We start from the raw sequence: 17223 nt of genomic DNA on the forward strand, positions 1-17223 counted from the left end.
TAGAGGTCGCGGGCTATGCGGTCTAGGAGTTCGCCGGCTTCGAGGACCTTGATGCGCTCGTCGGGGTCGAGGCGGTCGAGGAGCTTGGTGAGCTCTTCGGCGGCCTGACGGCCGGAGTCGGCGACGGAGGGCCGAAAAGGTCGTGGTGGGGGCGGCGACGGGGGAGAGTTCTGGCATGATCCGGATTCACTTCAGCGCGGCAGATCTTGGGCGAGTGGCGTTTCCGGCGGAGCCGGCCGCCGAACTGCTCGAGGACACCCCCGCCGAGGTCTTCCGCGAGGAGCTCGACGAGCGCTTCCCCCGCGCCATCGACCCGTACCTGCACGGACTCCGCACCGGCCGGGCCTCCGCGCGCAGGGCGCTCGGCACCGCCGTACTGGATTTTCACGGGAACGTCCTGGCCCGGTCTTCCGACGAGCTTTCCCGCCGGTACGCCGGTGATCTCGCGCAGCGTGCGCACATTCTGATGCACGGGGGCACCGAAGCCCTGTTCACGAATCTGCACCCGGATGTCGACTGGACCGCCCCCACCCTCACCGTTCACAACCTGCGCGCCGACCAGAGCCTCGACGTCCATCTCCGAGGTCGAGGTCTCCAGCTCTATCCCTCGCCGCTCATCTCCGAGTGCCTGGTCGACGATGACCCGCGCCGCCGCCCCATCCTCATCTACCCCTGCGCCGACGGCCCCGCCGCCGAACCCCAAGACCCCGACACCGACACCTTGGCCGCCCTCCTCGGCCGCACCCGAGCGGCGGTCCTCCGCTCACTCATCACCCCAGCCAGTACGACGCAACTGTCCCGCCGAGTCCGCATCTCGCTGGCCTCGGCCTCGGAGCACACCCGCATCCTTCGCGCCGCCGCCCTGATCACCACCCACCGCTCCCAGGGAACCTCCCTGCACTCCCTGACCCCCACCGCCCACACGCTTCTCACGCAAAACAGCTGAGTCCGGGGTTTCCAAGGGTTTCCAGGGGCAGATCGCGAAATCCACTGGTGCCCCACCATGAATCCGCTACAGTTGGTAATGCCTCGGGACATGAGTCCCTTGGAAGTGAACCCGGAAGCCTACCGGACGGTGGGCGTGCCGGGTTTCGCGTTTTCTAGAGCTCGCGCAGCTGGCAGAACGGCGTAGCAGCAGCTGGCGGAGCGCTTTGCGATGTACCGCCACGTCACCCGCGCGGCAGTGGGCGGCAGCCATCAGCAGGCCTTTGACTTTGTTCTCGTCAACGAATACATGGGTCGGCACCGAGGCACTTTCGCATGCCCGGTAACGCGAAACACCCCAGAACACCGGAGCGTCCTGGGGCAGATCGGGGCAGATGGAAGGGCCTCGAGGGAAGCCCCTCCATCGAGCTCGGTGCTAGTTGCGGTTGATGGTGAAGGTGGACGTGGTGTTGCGGATGTCGACCGCGTTGTTGGACAGCGTCAGCCCGTTGAAGGTGACGCTGCCGACGGCCGGGCCCTGGCCGGGCTCGGGGAGCTCGTTGGCCCACAGGGCGAAGCCGGACTTGGCGTCGAAGGCGTCGCCGGACTTGCGTGCTCCGGAGATCGTCGTGTTGGTGAAGATCGTGTCGGCGATCGGGAACTGCGGCTGGCTGCCGACGTAGTTGGTCTGGAACATGATCCCGCTGTACGTCGGATCAACGATGTCGAGGTCGTTGACGCGGATCCCCTGGTAGACCTTGGAGGCCGAGAAGATCCACATCGCCGGGAACGACTGGTTGCCCCAGAAATGACCGCCGGACCGGACGATCGAGACGTTCTGGAACTGGGTCGGCGGGGTGGCGCCGAAGCCGTTCATCGGGATGCCGAAGTCGAGCGAGCTGATCGTGACACCGGGGTACGTCAGCATGTCCGCGGCGTACAGGTTGCGGAAGATGTTGTTCGTACCGCCGTAGACCGCGAAGCCGGCGGCCCGCCAGGTCAGCGTCGCGGACAGGTTCTCGAAGACGTTGTCCCGGACCTCGCCGCCGCCACCGTCGATGGCGTTGAAGAGGGCGAAACTGTCGTCACCGGTGGACCGGGCGTCGTTGTTGCTGACCGTGTTGCCGGCTGAGCCGTTGGTCATGTTGATGCCGTCGGCGAACGAGTTCCGGATCCGCGAGTTCTTGATCGTCGAATTGTCGGTGTTGGCGCCCCAGTAGAGGCACATCTGGTGTTCGGCCCAGATGTTGTCGATGGTCATGTTGGCGGTGCCGTTGAAGTCGAACACCTTGCCCGGACCGTCGTTGCGGCTGTCGTAGTTCCCGAAGTACGAGAAGCCGCTGAACGTCGACCCGTTCGCCGACGACTGGGATGCGAACCCGACGTCGGTGTTGGCCTGGGTCTGCGGTGCCACGAACTTGGTGAACCACGGTCCGGCGCCGACGATCTTGGTCGCCTTGCCGTACACGTTGAACTTCGACTGGGTCGGATAGGTACCGGCCGGCAGGTAGACGCCCTGCAGGGTGGTGTCCTGGCGGACCCGGTCGATCGCGGCCTGCACGTCCTGCTGGGTGAACCCGGCCGGCGTCACGAAACCCGCACCAGGGTTGGCGATCGGCGTGACCTGCTCGGTGTCGACGAAGTCGATCGAGTACGTCGTTCCGTTCGCCGGGTCCTTCTGCAGTTTGATCTTGGAGCCGGCCGGCACTGTCGAGTCGAGCATGATGCTCGCCTCGTCGTAGATGTGCCGGGCCGGACCCGCACCCGGCGAGTTGCTCGGGCCGGCCTCCGCGCCGTACAGCCAGGAGTACTTGGAGGTGAGCGGCAACGCCTTGTGGAATGTGCCGTTCACGTACACGTTGATCGTCGAGTCCTGACCGCCACCACCGGACGAGTCGGGGATGGAGAACCGGGTGACGAGTGTGTTGGTCGATGCCCGGGTCGTGAACTCGACGAACGAGCCGTTCGCGTTCAGCGTGACCGCACGTCGGCCAGAGGCTTCACCCGCAAGGTCGCCGATGGTCCGGTTCGGGCCGATCACCGTCGCGCCGCCACCGACCGAGGCGTCCTCGGCCTCCAGGTGGTCGTACGGCATGTTCGCGCCGCGACCCACGAAGAACGGCCGCTCGCTGGTGTTGTTCGTCCGCTTCACCGGCAGTTCGTTGGCGTCATCAGCCAGTACGACGCGCACGGTGTACCGTCCGTTCGCCGCCGTCCAGTTGCCCAGGGCAATGGCCGAGGTGGAGGCACCTGCCGCCAGCGAACCGTTGTACGACCCGGTCAGCGTGGCAACCGTCGAGCTCCCGTTGAGCAGCGTCAACGTGATCGCGTGCGCACCCGAAGCCGTGGCGATACTGCCCTGGTTCTTCAGGATCACCGAGAAGGCGACGCTATTCCCCGCAGCCGGGTTGTTCGGCGTCCAGTTGACCGCAGACGCGATCAGGTCCGAGCTGGCGACCGGAGTCACCACGAGCGCGCTCGCTGCGGAAGCCGAGTTGTTCGCGTCGTTCTGCTCGATGACGGTGTTGCCCTCATCGACTTTGGCGCTCAGTGCGTAGCTGCCCGCGTCCCGCGCACCGATCGACGCACTGACCGTCGTCGAGCCGCCGGCCGCGATCGCCGCGACTGCCGCCGTACCGACCTTCGTCGTACCGAGGTAGAAGTTCACATCGGTCGCGCCGGAGGCGGCCGAGCCGGTGTTGTTGACGGTCGCGCGGACCGTGATCGTGTCGGTCTCGACCGGGGCGGTCGGCGTCCACGTCACGTTCGAGAGCGACAGGTCCGGGTTCGGCGCCGGCACACCCATCACCTGGAACTCGGCGACCTGACCAGCAGGTGCGCCGGTGTTCGCGGTGAAGTTCAGCCGTACGTCGGCCACCCGGGCACTCACCGGGATGGTCACCAGGTTCCCCGACGACGGGTTGAAGTTGTACGACGCGCTCGCGGCGATCGTGGTGAACGTCGACGAGGACTGTTCGCGGCCGAGGACCGAGAAGGTCTGCGTCCGCGCGCCCCAGGCCGAGTCCGGGTTGAGCCGGATCACGATCGAGCTGAGGTCGGCGTTCGAGCCGAGCTCGGTGGTCAGCGTTGCCGGGTTGCCGTTCCCTTCCCAGTACGTCGTCACGTTGTCGTCGTTCGCGTTGGTCGCGACGAACGTGTGCACGAAGCCGGAGGCGGTGATCGGCTTGCCGGCCGCGAGGTTGCTGCCCGGGCCCTGACTGCCGTTGCGGGTCACCGTGTTGCTGTTCGGCGACTGGTTGCCGGCGGCATCTTTCGCCCGGACGAAGTAGGCGATCGTCGAGCTGGTCGGCTGGGTGTCCGTGTAGGTCAGGACGTTCCCCGCCACGCTGGTGCGGAGCTGGCCGTTCGCGTAGACGTCGTACCCGGTCACACCGGTGTTATCGGTGGACGCGTTCCAGGCGAGCCGGATCTGGCCGGCGCCGGGTTCGGTGAAGGACAGGCTGCCCGGGGCGGTGGGAGCCTGGGTGTCACCGGTCGCCGGGCCGTAGACCTCGAGCTCGGAGAGCTGTCCGGCCGGCCAACCGGTGTTCGCGGTGATCTGGAGCCGCACGTACCGGACCGTCGAGTTGCCGTAGTCGATGGTGACCGTGTTGGCAGGCGCGGTGAAGGCGCGGGAGGCGGCCGCCGACAGGTCGTTGAAGTTCTGGCCGTCGGTGCTGCCCTGGACCGCGAGGGTCTGGTTGCGCGAACCCCAGCCGCTCGGCAGCTTGAGCACGACCTGGTTGGTGGCGACCGACGAGCCGAGGTCGACCTGGACCCACTGCGGGAACGCGTTGTTGGCACTCTCCCAGTAGGTCGCCTGGTTGCCGTCGGTCGCGTTCGAGGCGACGTAGCTCTGGTTGACGGTGCTGGCCGAGGCGGCTTTACCGGCGGCAAGGTTCGGGCCGGCCAGTACGGCGGCACTCGCCGTACCGCCCGAGGTGGGGTGAATGAGTGAGCCGGCGGACAACGCCAGGCTCGCGGCGAGCAAGGCGACGGGCAGTCGCCAGTGGGGGATTCGCATGGCCTCTCCTGATGGGCGGTGGAGAACGCAAAAGGCGGAGCCGCCACGCGAGGAGTCCGGAACTTTCGTAGACTTGCCAACTTCTTGCGTAGCGCTGGCTCATTGTTACGGCAGTGCTACGAAAGCGTCAACGGTTCGAGAAAAACCCAAAAAGCCCGACTCGCAACAGCGAGCCGGGCTTCAAAGAGGTATAGATCAGTGCTTGGAAGCAGTCTCCGCACCGGCGCCGGTGAGCGCACGCACGGTCAGTTCCTTGTAGCGATCCTCCGACGACCGGTCCTTGCCGAGGTACGTGCCCAGGACACCGAACAGGAACCCGAGCGGGATCGACACGATGCCCGGGTTGGACAGCGGGAACCAGGCGAAGTCGGCGCCGGTGATCATCGATGTCGGCTTCCCCGACACGACCGGCGAGAAGACCACGAGCCCGACCGCGGAGATCAGGCCGCCGTAGATGCTCCAGACTGCGCCGGAGGTGTTGAAACGCTTCCAGAACAGGTTGAACAGCAGCGACGGCAGGTTCGCCGACGCGGCCACCGCGAAGGCCAGCGCGACCAGGAACGCGATGTTCAGCTTCTGGGCCGGGATGGCCAGCGCGATCGCGACCGCACCGATCCCGATCGCTGCGAACCGAGCCACCCGCAGCTCGCTCTTCTCCGACGGCTTCGTCTTCGCGATGACGTTGGCGTACAGGTCATGCGCGAACGACGACGCCGAGGTCAGCGTCAGACCCGCGACCACCGCAAGGATGGTGGCGAAGGCAACCGCCGCGATCAACGCCAGCAGGATCGACCCGCCGACCGAACCGGCGCCACCACCGACCGCCTCGGCCAGAGTCGGTGAGGCGATGTTGCCCTTGGACTCCGCGACCGGCGAGCCCTTGGCGGTGTTGATCAGGGCCGCGGCACCGAAGCCGAGGGCCAGCGTCATCAGGTAGAAGGCGCCGATCAGGCCGATCGCCCACTGCACCGACCGACGCGCGGACCGCGAGTCCGGCACCGTGTAGAAGCGAATCAGGATGTGCGGCAGACCCGCCGTACCGAGGACGAGTGCGAGGCCGAGGGACAGGAAGTCGATCTGGCCGACCAGGTCCTTGCCGTAGAGCAGACCCGGCTGCAGGAACGCTTCGCCCTTACCCGAGTTCGCCGCGGCCGCACCGAGCAGCTTGGAGATGTTGAAGTCGAATTTCAGCAGCACCAGGAAGGTGATCAGGACGGTGCCGGTCATCAGCAGCACGGCCTTCACGATCTGCACCCAGGTGGTGCCCTTCATCCCGCCGATCGTCACGTAGACGATCATCAGCGCACCGACCAGGATGATCACGCCGGCCTTCACGCCCTCGCTCTTCACCCCGAGCAGCAGCCCGACCAGCGAGCCGGCGCCGACCATCTGGGCCAGCAGGTAGAAGATCGAGACCACGATCGTGGAGGTGGCGGCCGCGGTCCGGACCGGCTTCTGCTTCATCCGGAAGGCCAGCTGGTCGGCCATCGTGAACCGGCCGGAGTTCCGCAGCAGCTCGGCGACCAGCAGCAGCGCCACCAGCCACGCGACCAGGAACCCGATCGAGTAGAGGAAGCCGTCGTACCCGTAGAGGGCGATCGAGCCGGAGATACCGAGGAAGGATGCCGCCGACATGTAGTCGCCGGCGACGGCCAGGCCGTTCTGCGCGCCGCTGAAGTTGCGGCCACCGGCGTAGTAGTCGGCCGTCGTCTTGTTCTGCCGCGACGCCCACCAGGTGATGTACAGCGTCACGGCAACAACCGCCGAGAACAGCGAGATGGTCAGCGTCCGGTTGCCCGTCTCCGCCAACGGGATCAGCATCGGAATGAGACTCACCGGCGGCGCTCCCTCTTGTACTTGGCGTTCAGGCCGGCGGCCAGCGGATCGAGCTTGCGGTTCGCGAACCGGCCGTAGATCGCGGCGATCGCGAAGGTCGACACGAACTGCAGCAGCCCGAAGATCAGTGCCACGTTGATGTGGCCGATCACCTGGGTGTTCATGAACCCGCGCGCCCAGTTGTTGCAGGCGACATAGGCCAGGTACCACGCCATGAAGGCGATGGTCCAGGGCACCACGAAGTTCTTGTACCGGCGTTTGAGCTCGGTGAAGTCGGCCGCGTCGTGCACGGCCTCATAGGCGCGGGCATCCCGCTCGCGCACGACATCCTCGTCCATGCAGGCACGTTAGCCCTAAGTAGGGTGTTTGTGACTTAACGGGCGTGTCCGCAACCAAAACGTTTCAGGCTGTGCTCACCCGCTACGGGGCGTTACAGATGTGGGGCGACCGGCGCGTCGAGGGTGCGGCGGTAGTTGGCCAGGTCGCTCGGCCTGGTCCGGAAACAGTCGGTGAAGTACGGCATCCGCAGCGGCTCCGGCGGCCGGGCGCTGGCCTCGTAGATCGCGTCGACCTGCTCGAGCACCGTCTCGCGACGGGAGTCGGTCAGGGTCGCGATCCGGGAGTGCGACTCCGCAAGCTGACGCAGGCTGCCGCGGTCCAGGTCCTGCCAGTGCCGGTACCGCGCGGTCTCCACCCCGTCGAACATGTCGGACTGGAGCAGCGTCGGCACCGGATCGAACCGGTCCGTGCCGTGGTTGTCCGGGCCCTGCAGCGCCTGCATCATCCGGCGTACCCACGGGACCACGACGTCGGGGTTGTTCCACAGCAGACCCAGTACGCCGTTCGGTCGCAGCACCCGGGCGATCTCGGGGAGCGCGCGAGCGTGCTCGAACCAGTGGAAGGCCTGCCCGACGATGACCGCGTCCACCGAGCCGTGCGCGAGCGGGATGGACTCGGCCGCGCCGACCATCGTGTCGATCCCCGGCCGCTTCCGGCAGACGGACAGCATCTCCTCGGACGGGTCGACGGCAATCACGTGATGCCCGAGCTCCGCGGCGATCGCCGCCAGCTTCCCGGTGCCGGCGCCCAGGTCAAGCACCTGCAGCCCGCGCCCCGGACCGAGGATCCAGGTCACCGCATCGACCGGAAAGGTCGGGCGGCCCGCGTCGTACGCGGCCGCGACGGCCCCGAACGACGCGGCGCGGGCCGTGTCGCTGAGGTCGGGTGCTGGCTCATCGGTGCTCATCACGGTAAATCATGCCGTAGCCGACCAATTGCGCGTTGCTACTCGCCGAGCTTCTTCTGCTCGATGTGTGCGTTGAGCGCAGACAGTTCGGGATGTGTGTCCAGAATCTCGACCAGTTCGGCACAATTCAGGCCGGTCGCGGCGTGGTCCTCGAAGAGTGCGTCGAGCAACTTCCAGTCGTCCGGAGTGTCCAGACAGAGCCGGTACGACGCTCCGCCGCCGGTCCAAGGGAGGTTCAGCAGGCGCATTTCGCCGGACCGGTTCTGGTGCAGGTACGGCGTGACGTGCTCGCGGTCGGCCTGCAGAGTCGCCCGCTCCTCCGCGTCGTACAGGCGGGCGGCGGAGAAGATCTCGTAGTCCATCCCGCGGGGGTAGGTGCGTTCGAGGCAGTTCGAGATGTAGAGGTTCGGGTCCTTCTCGGACCGCCAGCGGTCGACGCCGGCCGCGATGATCGTGGGGTCGATCAGCGGGCAGTCCGACGTGACCCGGACCAGCCCGTCCAGCTCGTGCGCCCGCGCCGCGCCCGCGAACCGGCTCAGTACGTCGTCCTCAGAGCCCCGGAACACCGGAACGCCGGCGTGCTTGGCCACCTCGAGGATGACGTCGTCGTGGTAGTTCGTGGTGGTCGCGATAATCACCGGGAGACCGGTCTCCTGGAGCCGGTGGAGGTGATGCTCCAGGAACGAGTGCCCACCGGCGGTGAGCAGCACCTTGGCCGGTAACCGCGAGCTCGTGACGCGGACCTGGGTCACGATGCCGATGTTCAGTCGTTCCATCGGAACAGCTCCCGGATCTCGGCCGGGCAGACGACGTGGTCCACTCCCAGTTCGGTGTCGGTGAACTCCTTGGCGATCGCCGCTGGGACGAACGGCTGGTCCATCTCCGGCCACAGCCGCTTGATCCGCGCCTGCCCACCGAAGGACGGGTGCTCGTTCTCCAGCACCATCGGGTCGCCGTACACCCCAGGCTGCAGTCCGACCGAGGCGCCGTACAGGACGGCGGAGCTGAGCCGGTTGGAGGCGACGCGGGTGTGGCCGCGGAGCTCGCGGAGTTGCTTGACCAGGAAGTCGGGGTCGGTCTTGCGCCAGTGCAGACCGCGATAGCCGTGGGTGATGACGCGGAACCCGGCGTCCTCGTAGACCTTGCGGATGGCGGGCTGGTGGTATTCGTTCCAGTACAGGCAGACGGTCACCGGGCCGGTCTCGTGGTCGTTGATCGAGGCAACGATCCGGCCGTGGTCGCCGAGGACGTTCTGGCCTTCCCAGCCGTGGAAGGGATAGAAGAGTGTGCCCTTCGCTTTCTTGTCCTGGGTCGCCAGCTTCGGGTGGTTCTTCAGCAGATACAGCCAGACCGAGCCGATCACCGCGTAGTTCCGGATGCCCATCGACTGCCCGCGTCGCCGGACACTGTCGGTCCATACATACTTAGGCATTCCGGCCGCGAAATTGGTGCCGTGGGCAAAGCCGTCCAGGATGTTCCAGCCGTGCTGGAGGTAGCCCCAGATCGCGCGAGTCTTGCGGAGCCCGGCGTAGGACGCCAGCACGTCGGCGTGCCCGTAGAAGTGGTTGGCGTGATGCATCAGCGCCTCCGCAAGGCACGCTTCAACCGGCGCCGGACCACGCGCGCCGGATTGAGCATCGCATGCCCCAGCCGATAAGGAACCGACTTCCGAATCCCGTTGATCGTGCCCTGGAACAGAATCGCCCGCGCGCTGGAATGCGCCAACTCATCCGCCAAGCGCGCGACAGTGGCGAGCTGCTCAGCACTACCGAGCGGTCGGAGAACCTCGGCTGTCCCCGGTACGTCGCTCACCGTCAAACCCACCATCGCTGCCAATCGCGCGGTCAACGCCTGAGCATCCCCGCCCACCGGCCATGGTTGCCGAGAGCCACTTTCCAGCGCCCGCCGAGCAAACCGCGCCAGGTGCTCCTCAATCGTCCCGCCGCCGTCGCCCTCGAATAACCGGTACGACGTCCCAGCCACGATCACGTTGTCCGCAGCGCCCGTTTTAGGTGCTGTCCGCAACCACTCGACGTAGGCCACGACCTCTCGCCGCAGCGCCAACTGGTCGTCCACCCGCAGTGCGGCTAGCAGTCGTTCCTCCACCAACTCGCCCGCGGCGGACTCGATCGACACCTCAACACCAACCGCGACATACCAAGCAGGCGCCAATTCCACCAGCAACCCGGCATGAGCAGCATCCATCACCACCCGGTACGGATCCAGCAGTGTCGGCCCACTGTTGCGCTCAGCAACAACCCGAGCCGCACGAGCCGCCGTCAGCTGCAGGTTGTCGCCTGCCATGACGTCGGCCTCAACCAACGACGGATACACGCCGACGATCTGTCCTTGAAGTTCTGCCTGGAGTGCTTTCAAACCGGCTGGAGCGGTATCGTTCACCGCCCGTCCCCAGTCCTCGTCCCTCGGCAGGGCCGCCGTGATGTCCGGCTGGATCATCCGGTTGACGCTGAAGCTATTTGTTGCGCCGAGCAACAACCGTCCGTTGGGGGCCAAGCGGGTGGTCAGCTTGGACAACGCCTCCGACCAGGGCAGCGACTCGGTGTCCGGACCGACCGTCCGCTCCAACCCGTCGAGCGCAACGATCAGGTCGTACGTTTCAGACGTCTCGAACCGGTCCAGCGAACCGCAGTAGACCTGCGTCTTCGCGTTCCCGAGCGTCTCCGCCAGCTCCTCCGCATCAGGTGCCGACCGGACCAGGATGTCGACCGACTCCGCGACCGCCACCAGATCGGCGTACAGGACAGCTGCGTGCGGGCCCGCGACGAGGACGGCGTCACCGGCGCGCAAGGCAGCGGCCAGGAGCGAAACGGCGGCCGGCCCACCGGCAGCGGGACGAGCGTCGGCCGGATGGAGATCCGACCAGTTCAGCATCTCTCCACCGACCAGATTCGATCGGGTCACTTCAGTCACGTCACACCATTCTGGGGTCTTTAGGCAACCAGTCGTAGCAGAGTCTCGATCACCCGGTCGACGTCGTTGTCGGTGAGGTCCGGGTAGAGCGGGAGGGAGAGCTCCTCGGCATAGAAGGCCTCCGCGTTCGGGCACAGGCCGCGCTGGTAGCCCTGCCGTGCGAACACAGGATGCCAGTAGACGGGGATGTAATTCACCTGGACACCGATCCCGGCGGCTCGCATTCCCTCGAAGATTTCCCGCCGGCGCCCGTCGAGCACGCGGACCGGATACAGGTGCCAGGCCGGATCGACGCCTGCCCGCTGGACCGGCGTACGGAGTCCGTCGACCCCAGCCAACGCCTCGTTGTACCGCGCCGTGATCTCCGCCCGGCGCTGCTTGAACGCCGCCAACCTCGCGAGCTGCGAGAGGCCGAGAGCAGCCCCGAGGTCGGTCAGCCGGTAATTCACCCCGAATTCGTGCACCTCCTGGTGCCAAGGGCCCTCATCGACGAGCTCGAACCGGTCAGCGTCTCGAACGAGCCCGATGAAGTGGAACTCGTGCGCCCGCTGGCCGACCGCCGGGTCCTTGCAGACCACCGCGCCGCCCTCGCCGGTGGTCAGGTTCTTCGTCGGGAAGAACGACATCGTCGTCACGTCGGCCAAATCCCCGACCGGACGCCCATCGGCGCTCCCGCCGATCGAATGCGCCGCGTCCGCCACCGTCCGCGCGCCCACCGCGTCGGCCAGCGGCTGCAGCGCCGCATAGTTCGCAGCCTGGCCGGCGTAGTCGACGGCCGCGATGACCTTCGTCCGCTCAGTCGTCACTGCGGCCACAGCCTCGGGTGAGATGAGCGCGGTGTCCGGATCCACGTCGGCGAAAACCACCCGCGCACCGAGCAACGCGGCACACGAAGCAGTCGCGACGAACGTCATCGGCGTTGTCACCACTTCATCGCCCGGCCCGACGCCGAGCGCGGCGTACGCAATATGCAGCGCCGCGGTCCCCGACGTACAGCTAACCGCCCGATGCCCACCACTCAGCTCTGAGATGGCGTCTTCAAAGGCGGTGACAGCCGGCCCGGTCGTGAGCCAATCCCCCTGCAGAACAGCCGTCACCGCGGCGATATCCGCCGCAGAGATGGACTGCCGACCGTACGGGAGCACTACTGATCAACCTCGAGAATCTTCTGAATCTCCTCGATCGTGTACCACTGGTCGTTCGTGTTCGACGCGTAGTGGAACCCCTCATCCAGCTGTACGCCGCCCTCTGGCGCGATGTAGCCCCAGGTCGCGAGGTCAGGCTGCAGCACGAAGCGGTTGCCGAGCGCGAGCACGCGCCGGCCCTCCTCGGGGCTGATCATCTCTTCGTGCAATTTCTCGCCCGGGCGCAGCCCGGCGTCGTGCATGGTCGCGCCGGGGGCGATCGCCTCGGCCAGGTCGGTCACCTTCATCGACGGGATCCGCGGCACGTACAGCTCGCCGCCGCTCATCATCTCGAACGAGTCGACCACGAACTCCACCGCCTGCGGCAGCGTGATCAGGAACCGCGTGCAGCGCAGATCGGTGATCGGCAGCGACTGCCCGGCCGCGTGCAGCGCGCGGAACTTCGGGATGATCGACCCGCGGCTGCCCATCACGTTCCCGTACCGCACCACGGCGAACCGGGTGTCGTACGCCGCCGCGTAGTGGTTGCCGTTGATGAACAGCTTGTCCGCGGTCAGCTTGGTGGCGCCGTACAGGTTGATCGGGCTGGAGGCCTTGTCGGTCGACAGTGCGACGACGCGTTTGACCCCGGAGTCGATCGAGGCCTCGATCACGTTCTGGGAGCCGATCACGTTCGTCTGGACGAACTCCCACGGGTTGTACTCACCGCTGTCGACCTGCTTGAGCGCGGCCGCGTGGACGACGTAGTCGACCCGGTGCATGGCCCGCAACAGCCGCGGCCGATCGCGCACGTCGCCGAGGAAGAACCGCAGTCGCGGGTCGTCGCCGAACCGTTGGCGGACCTCCCACTGCTTCAGCTCGTCCCGGCTGAAAACGATGATCCGGCGCGGATTCAGGACGTCCAGCGCGTGCTTCACGAACGCCCGGCCGAAAGACCCGGTGCCGCCGGTGACGAGTATGTCGGAGCCGGTGAGGATAGACACGTCGAGCAGGCTCCTTCTGACGGACGGGTGCGGTTGCCGCCCCGAAACAATAGCTGCCCGGTTAGGAAGCCTTTCAATCCACTTGGATACGGTCTGTGCGTGAGACATGTCGGAGTGCGCTGCGATGTCGGCCCGCTGCGGGGGATCGGGCATGTGATGCGCTGCTTGGCCTTGGCAGAAGAGCTGCAGCGACGCGGTCTCACCGTCGAATTCATCTGTGACGCCCACACTGTCCCCTGGGCGGCTGGACAGATCGCTGCGCGGGGGATTGGGGTGCGGCCGGCGGTGTGGTCGCCGGCTGAGCATGTGGAGCTGCTGAGTCGGTACGACGCTGTGGTGTTCGACTCGTATGACCTGGACGCGGCGGTCTATCCAGCAGTGCGATCAACCGGAGTGCCGACTCTCGCGATTGTGGACGGGGACTTGCGGGGTGCTGAGGCGGACGTCCTGGTCGACCAGAACCTCTCGGCCGAGCTGGATCACCCCGTCCTGCCTGCTCGCTCGGCCCGGCTCGCGGGACTCGATTACGTGATGATCCGGGACGAGATCCGCGCGCTGCGCCCGCCCGAACCACCTGCGCTGCGACAGGTCGCCGTACCGAAGGTGTTTGCGTTCTTTGGCGGTACTGATGCGTTTGCCGCCGGTCCGGCGGTCACCCGAGCACTGGTCGCGACTGGTGTTCCTTTTGACGCGACTGTGGTCGCTCCGACGCCAGAGCTGGCCGCTGCTGTTGCTGCGGTCTCGGCTCAGGTGAAGGTGGTTGGCCCGACAGATCAGTTGGCTGCTGCCGTTCGCGAGGCGGATGTGGTCATCAGTGCGTCCGGTACGTCGACCTGGGAGCTGCTGTGCCTTGGCGCGACCGCTGGATTGGTGTGCGTCGTGGACAACCAGGTGATGGGCTACGAACGTGCCATCGCCACCGGGACCGCAGCCGGTGTTGGAGTGCTCTCCGATATTCGGGAGGACCCGACCGCGGCGGCTGCTGTGCTCAAGCGGCTCCTGACAGATGCGACTGAGCGAAACCGCCTAGCGGCTGCCGGATGGCAGTTGGTTGATGGTCAAGGCCGTGTCCGCGTGGCTGACGCGTTGCTTCACTTGATCTCGTAGATGGTCACGTCCAGCGTCGCGTGCCGGATGCTGACGAAACTGCCGAGCTTCGGCGACACCTCACCGGCCCGGCGGTCGGCGTACAGGTAGCGGACGCCGGCGTTGCGCAGGCGCTGGATGATGTCGGCCGACGGGGACCTGAAGGCGGTGTCGTTGGTGGCCAGCTTGCCGCTGTCCCAGTAGGGGATCAGGCTCGGGTTGGCGTTGGTCTCCAGAGCGATCCGGTTGGCCTGGTTCGAGTAGGACCAGCCTTCGACGAGGATCGGGCGTTCGGAGAGGGCAGCGAGCCAGAAGTGCCGGCTGTCGCAGACGTTGTCGCGCTGAATGATGCAGTGCGCGTTGGTGGCGATCAGCGCACCCGGCTGGGTGTGCTGCTGCAACCATCGGGCCGCATCGGCCTCGGCTGTCGTCGCACCGCCCCGCATGGTCTTGGCGTAGATCAGATTGGACGCACTGTCCGACACCAGCGCCTGCAGTGGCACCAGCACTGCGCCGATCATGGATGCCGCTACCGCAGCGGCCGCTATCGCGACTCCGACGTTCCCCGGCCGACGGAAGGCCTTCCAGCCAAGCCCCACGACGACTCCGACGAGCAGGAGCGCTGCTAGCGTCCAGAGCCATGGGCCGCTCACGCCTTTGAGGTCAGCGGATTGTGAGCGCGCTACTGCGAGCGCAGCCAGGCTGAGGGCCCCTGCGGCACCGACGAGCACCACACCTCGCCGATCACCCAACTGGCCGACCAGGTTGGCCAGTCCGATGCAGGCGAGCACAGCTACCGCGGGGAACGCCGTACGGAGGAAGTAGAGCTGGCTGATGCCGGACTGTGCGGTCAGCATGGTCCCGGCCAGTCCTGCGACGGCGAAGCCGAGGAGGAACACCGCGCCGACGTCGCGCCACTTGCGGCCGAGGAACCACATCCCGACTGCTGCGAGCCCCCAGCTCAGCAGAGTGGTCACCGCGTTCAGCAGCTGTGCATGCGGACTCCCGGCAAACAGCGAGTACGGCGAGAGCTGGATGAAGGTCTTGAACGGCTTGATCTCCGTACCCCACGTGCTCCCGCCGAAGATCGTCAGCAGCGCGGCGATGAACACGACAAACGCCAGCAGCCCGCCCAGCAACGCGGTCCGGTTGCTCTTGCGCACCATGCCTGCGTGAACGAAGGCGAACGCGAATCCCAAGCCCAGCAAGGGCAAAATCGTCGACTTAGCGCCCGCAGCAACCAGTGCGAGCAGAACCAGTAACACCCAGCGACTCCGCGGCGCCTCAGCACGCAGCAGGTCGACAGCCACCACACAGAGCGCCATGGCGATCATGACGCCCAAGTTCTGTGTAGGACTCAGGTAGGCCGCCACAGCGGTGGACACCCCGCCCAGACCGGCATGCGCCAGCGGCTGCAGCGCACCGCCGAGCCCAGCGATCAGTACGGCGAGTGGCCCGGCCCAGGTGGCACCAGTCTCGGCAGTCGGAGCGAACCGGCTGGCCAGCGCGAAGATCAGCCCGCATCCAGCCAGGAACAGCGGCAGCCAGGTCAGCGAGTGGATGAGGTCGGTCAGGTCGATCCGCGTCGCCCACGCCGTCGCAGCCGTCGACTGGTGGTAGAAGGAGTGGTACTTCATCGGCTCACCACCGAGCCACAACGTCGCAACCGGTACGTCGTACTTCGCACTGGCCGCCACAGCCTGCTGGAACGCCAGATCGGGGTACGAGCGAAGCGGATCGGCGTAGGCAGGCAGGAACTGACCCGGACCGCGCCGGTAGACGACCAGCACGACGATGCTGGTCGACAGTGCGAACAGCCACGCCTGCAGCGGCCGGAGTGGTTCGGCCACTCGGCGCCAGACCCGCTCCCGGATGTCGCGGTCGATGAATGTCAGGACCAATACGACCGGACCCCACACCCAGGACCAGGCCTGCTGTCCGACCGACGAGGCCGCCAGGTAGACCACGATCTGTCCGGCGGTCCCCACTGCGAAGCCACCGGCCAGGTCCTCGACCAGGTTGCGGCCGTAGTTGCCGACCACCCGCCACAGCGCGAACCCGGGCAGTGCAACGCCGAAGGCGCTGAACAGTACGAACCGGCCGACCTCGAACACACTGGCGTGCTGCAGCAGCAACACGATCGCCAAGATGCCGACGGCGACGCCGGCCAATAACCCTGTCAGGGACGGCCCCGCCGTACGCGGCCCCCGCCGCCGTGCCCGTGCGCGCATGCGCTCACCCTAGAGTGAATCACTATGAGTTGGTACGAAGCGCTTGAATCGGGTGAACTGAGCATCCGCCCTTCGGTGGACGCGGCAAAGCGGTTCGGTGTCTCGATCGATCGCATGTCGGTGTCTGCCTCGGCCGGGACGCCGCTCGCCGAGGTGCTTGCTGCGGTGGAGCGGTCGACGGCCGATGTTGTCGTGCTGCGCTATCCGGCGCGGGAGACGAGCTGGTTCGCCGCACTGTCCGACGGGCCGCGTCGACCGCTGCTGGCCGACACCGTCGTGTACTGGTCGCTCCCGGCTGGCAAGGGCCGACGGCCGGCGCCACTGGCCGGTTTCACGGCCAAGCTCGAGCCGACGGCGGACGACGTACTGGTAGATGACGTGGTCGCGGACATCTTCGGCGACTCCGGGAACCACTACTGCGCCAACCCGATGTTCGACCGGGCGGTGGCGCTCGCTGGGCGACAGGAGTGGGCGCGGCGGCGGATCCGGGAGGCCGGTGCGGTCGTGCTGCGCGGTCCGGACCGACGGGTGCTCGCACTGGCCTCGGTGGACGAGCAGCGCTCGTGGACCGAGATCCAGCTGGCCGGCGTCGTACCGGCTGAGCAGGGTCGCGGACGCTACGGGCACCTGCTGTCCGCCATCGAGGATGCGGCCACCACGCGCCGTCTGGTGGTCTCCACCCAAGCGCACCAGACCGGAATTCAGCGCATCTGGGCACGTTACGGGTTCGAACCGGTGCATAACCTCCTCACAGTTCACCTCGTTGCCGCTACGTAGGGTGCGCGGCCAGGGCGCATCCCTCGGACGAGGGGAGTTC

13 protein-coding genes are annotated in these 17223 nt (G+C 66.8%); 3 read left to right on the forward strand and 10 right to left on the reverse strand.

Annotation, left to right across the window (positions count from 1 at the left end):
• Positions 1 to 175: 175 nt before the first annotated feature.
• Positions 176 to 946, forward strand: coding sequence for a winged helix-turn-helix domain-containing protein (locus E1263_RS30750; protein ID WP_132173721.1), 771 nt, complete (start codon positions 176 to 178; stop codon positions 944 to 946).
• Positions 947 to 1360: 414 nt separating this feature from the next.
• Here E1263_RS30750 and E1263_RS30755 read toward each other — a convergent pair whose 3' ends face one another.
• The 9 genes from E1263_RS30755 to pseB all read right to left on the reverse strand — a co-directional run bounded on the left by E1263_RS30755 (position 1361) and on the right by pseB (position 13089).
• Positions 1361 to 4948, reverse strand: coding sequence for a discoidin domain-containing protein (locus tag E1263_RS30755; RefSeq protein WP_132173723.1), 3588 nt, complete (start codon positions 4946 to 4948; stop codon positions 1361 to 1363).
• Between the two features lie 195 nt (positions 4949 to 5143).
• Positions 5144 to 6769 carry a solute symporter family protein gene (locus E1263_RS30760; RefSeq protein ID WP_132173753.1) on the reverse strand — a complete coding sequence of 542 codons (1626 nt, stop codon included), beginning with the start codon at positions 6767 to 6769 and terminating at the stop codon, positions 5144 to 5146.
• Between the two features lie 11 nt (positions 6770 to 6780).
• Complete coding sequence (locus tag E1263_RS30765; protein ID WP_132173725.1) at positions 6781 to 7122, reverse strand: DUF485 domain-containing protein; 342 nt, start codon at positions 7120 to 7122, stop codon at positions 6781 to 6783.
• A gap of 92 nt (positions 7123 to 7214) precedes the next feature.
• Positions 7215 to 8030 carry a class I SAM-dependent methyltransferase gene (locus tag E1263_RS30770; RefSeq protein WP_132173727.1) on the reverse strand — a complete coding sequence of 272 codons (816 nt, stop codon included), beginning with the start codon at positions 8028 to 8030 and terminating at the stop codon, positions 7215 to 7217.
• 38 nt (positions 8031 to 8068) lie between these two features.
• Positions 8069 to 8806 carry a cytidylyltransferase domain-containing protein gene (locus tag E1263_RS30775; RefSeq protein ID WP_238161671.1) on the reverse strand — a complete coding sequence of 246 codons (738 nt, stop codon included), beginning with the start codon at positions 8804 to 8806 and terminating at the stop codon, positions 8069 to 8071.
• Positions 8794 to 9609: a hypothetical protein gene (locus E1263_RS30780; protein ID WP_132173729.1), complete on the reverse strand. Its 816-nt coding sequence runs from the start codon at positions 9607 to 9609 to the stop codon at positions 8794 to 8796. Before E1263_RS30780 ends, E1263_RS30775 begins: the two co-directional genes overlap by 13 nt.
• On the reverse strand, positions 9609 to 10961 hold the full coding sequence (locus E1263_RS30785) for a class I SAM-dependent methyltransferase (protein WP_238161672.1): 1353 nt from the start codon (positions 10959 to 10961) through the stop codon (positions 9609 to 9611). The genes E1263_RS30780 and E1263_RS30785 overlap by 1 nt, the downstream gene beginning before the upstream one ends.
• 20 nt (positions 10962 to 10981) lie before the next feature.
• Positions 10982 to 12106, reverse strand: coding sequence for a DegT/DnrJ/EryC1/StrS family aminotransferase (locus E1263_RS30790; RefSeq protein ID WP_132173731.1), 1125 nt, complete (start codon positions 12104 to 12106; stop codon positions 10982 to 10984).
• On the reverse strand, positions 12106 to 13089 hold the full coding sequence (pseB, locus tag E1263_RS30795; protein ID WP_132173733.1) for a UDP-N-acetylglucosamine 4,6-dehydratase (inverting): 984 nt from the start codon (positions 13087 to 13089) through the stop codon (positions 12106 to 12108). The genes E1263_RS30790 and pseB overlap by 1 nt, the downstream gene beginning before the upstream one ends.
• A 99-nt stretch (positions 13090 to 13188) precedes the next feature.
• Between pseB and E1263_RS30800 the strand changes: the two genes are divergently transcribed.
• Positions 13189 to 14196 carry a PseG/SpsG family protein gene (locus tag E1263_RS30800; protein ID WP_238161673.1) on the forward strand — a complete coding sequence of 336 codons (1008 nt, stop codon included), beginning with the start codon at positions 13189 to 13191 and terminating at the stop codon, positions 14194 to 14196.
• On the opposite strand, the gene E1263_RS30805 is transcribed toward E1263_RS30800, so the two are convergent.
• The gene (locus E1263_RS30805) at positions 14181 to 16406 is read right to left on the reverse strand and encodes a hypothetical protein (protein WP_132173735.1); all 2226 of its coding nucleotides are present in this window, start codon (positions 16404 to 16406) and stop codon (positions 14181 to 14183) included. The two genes, E1263_RS30800 and E1263_RS30805, sit on opposite strands and share 16 nt — an antisense overlap.
• A 24-nt stretch (positions 16407 to 16430) precedes the next feature.
• Between E1263_RS30805 and E1263_RS30810 the strand changes: the two genes are divergently transcribed.
• Positions 16431 to 17183: an N-acetyltransferase gene (locus E1263_RS30810; protein ID WP_132173737.1), complete on the forward strand. Its 753-nt coding sequence runs from the start codon at positions 16431 to 16433 to the stop codon at positions 17181 to 17183.
• The last annotated feature ends 40 nt before the right edge of the window (positions 17184 to 17223 follow it).

The organism is Kribbella antibiotica (assembly GCF_004349055.1).
Lineage (GTDB): Bacteria > Actinomycetota > Actinomycetes > Propionibacteriales > Kribbellaceae > Kribbella > Kribbella antibiotica.

What these genes read in the sequence shown, in the direction of transcription:
- E1263_RS30750 (WP_132173721.1), top strand. Translation starts at nt 176, where the DNA reads ATGATCCGGATTCACTTCAGCGCGGCAGATCTTGGGCGAGTGGCGTTT.
- E1263_RS30755 (WP_132173723.1), bottom strand. Translation starts at nt 4,948, where the DNA reads ATGCGAATCCCCCACTGGCGACTGCCCGTCGCCTTGCTCGCCGCGAGC.
- E1263_RS30760 (WP_132173753.1), bottom strand. Translation starts at nt 6,769, where the DNA reads ATGCTGATCCCGTTGGCGGAGACGGGCAACCGGACGCTGACCATCTCG.
- E1263_RS30765 (WP_132173725.1), bottom strand. Translation starts at nt 7,122, where the DNA reads ATGGACGAGGATGTCGTGCGCGAGCGGGATGCCCGCGCCTATGAGGCC.
- E1263_RS30770 (WP_132173727.1), bottom strand. Translation starts at nt 8,030, where the DNA reads ATGAGCACCGATGAGCCAGCACCCGACCTCAGCGACACGGCCCGCGCC.
- E1263_RS30775 (WP_238161671.1), bottom strand. Translation starts at nt 8,806, where the DNA reads ATGGAACGACTGAACATCGGCATCGTGACCCAGGTCCGCGTCACGAGC.
- E1263_RS30780 (WP_132173729.1), bottom strand. Translation starts at nt 9,609, where the DNA reads ATGCATCACGCCAACCACTTCTACGGGCACGCCGACGTGCTGGCGTCC.
- E1263_RS30805 (WP_132173735.1), bottom strand. Translation starts at nt 16,406, where the DNA reads ATGCGCGCACGGGCACGGCGGCGGGGGCCGCGTACGGCGGGGCCGTCC.
- E1263_RS30810 (WP_132173737.1), top strand. Translation starts at nt 16,431, where the DNA reads ATGAGTTGGTACGAAGCGCTTGAATCGGGTGAACTGAGCATCCGCCCT.